A 1,069-nucleotide genomic window follows, 5' to 3' on the forward strand; every position below is an offset into this window, starting at 1 on the left:
GTGATGCTAATGGGCGCACTGAAAATTGTAAAAGCTATGTTTATTTAGATGGTGATAAATCTGTCTACAAACGCCTTATTGTCTCTGAAGATGGTAAGCAATTATTGGGCGCAGTATTGGTCGGAGATACAAGTAGTTATAGCGATCTTCTTCAGTACAAATTAAATAATATCGAATTACCTAAGCACCCTGATTCATTAATATTACCTAACTATTCTGGACAAGGCAGTACTGGTTTAGGGGTTGATGTCTTACCTGAAACTGCTCAAGTTTGTTCTTGTTTTGATGTGAAAAAATCTGATATCGCAGAAGCGGTAAGCGCAGGGCATACCACCATTGGTGCAATTAAAATGGAAACTAAAGCCGGTACTGGCTGTGGTGGTTGTGTTCCTTTAATTACCCAAGTATTAAATTCAGAATTAAAAAAACAAGGGATGGAAGTTAAAAATCACCTTTGTGAGCATTTTGAATATTCTCGCCAAGAGTTATTTCATTTGATTCGAGTTGAAGGCATTAAAACCTTTAAAGCGCTCTTAAATAAATACGGCAAAGGGTACGGTTGTGAGGTGTGTAAACCGACTGTCGCCTCAATTCTTGCATCATGTTGGAATGATTTTGTATTAGCAAAAGAACATAACGGCTTACAAGATACTAACGATATTTTCTTAGGCAACATGCAAAAAGACGGTACTTACTCTGTTATCCCTCGTATGCCAGGTGGCGAAGTCACACCAAGCGCGTTAGCTGCAGTAGCGAGTGTTGCTGAACAATATGAACTGTATACCAAAATTACTGGTGCACAGCGTATTGGCTTATTTGGTGCCCATAAAAGCGATTTACCTGATATCTGGTCACAACTTATTAATGCTGGATTTGAGACTGGTCAAGCCTACGCTAAAGCTCTGAGAATGGTGAAAACCTGTGTGGGGAGTACATGGTGTCGTTTTGGTGTTCAAGACAGTGTTGGCTTAGGTGTTGAACTTGAGAATCGATATAAAGGATTACGTACACCTCATAAAATGAAATTTGGTGTATCAGGCTGTACTCGAGAATGTGCTGAAGCACAGGG

Annotated in this window: 1 protein-coding gene; it reads left to right on the forward strand. The window is 39.7% G+C overall.

Annotated features, from left to right (window positions below; genetic code table 11):
* On the forward strand, window positions 1-1,069 hold a 1,069-nt coding region (locus DS885_RS06280), incomplete at both ends, for a (2Fe-2S)-binding protein (RefSeq protein ID WP_181817707.1).

Source organism: Psychromonas sp. B3M02, from assembly GCF_003318165.1.
In the GTDB taxonomy this organism is placed as follows: domain Bacteria; phylum Pseudomonadota; class Gammaproteobacteria; order Enterobacterales; family Psychromonadaceae; genus Psychromonas.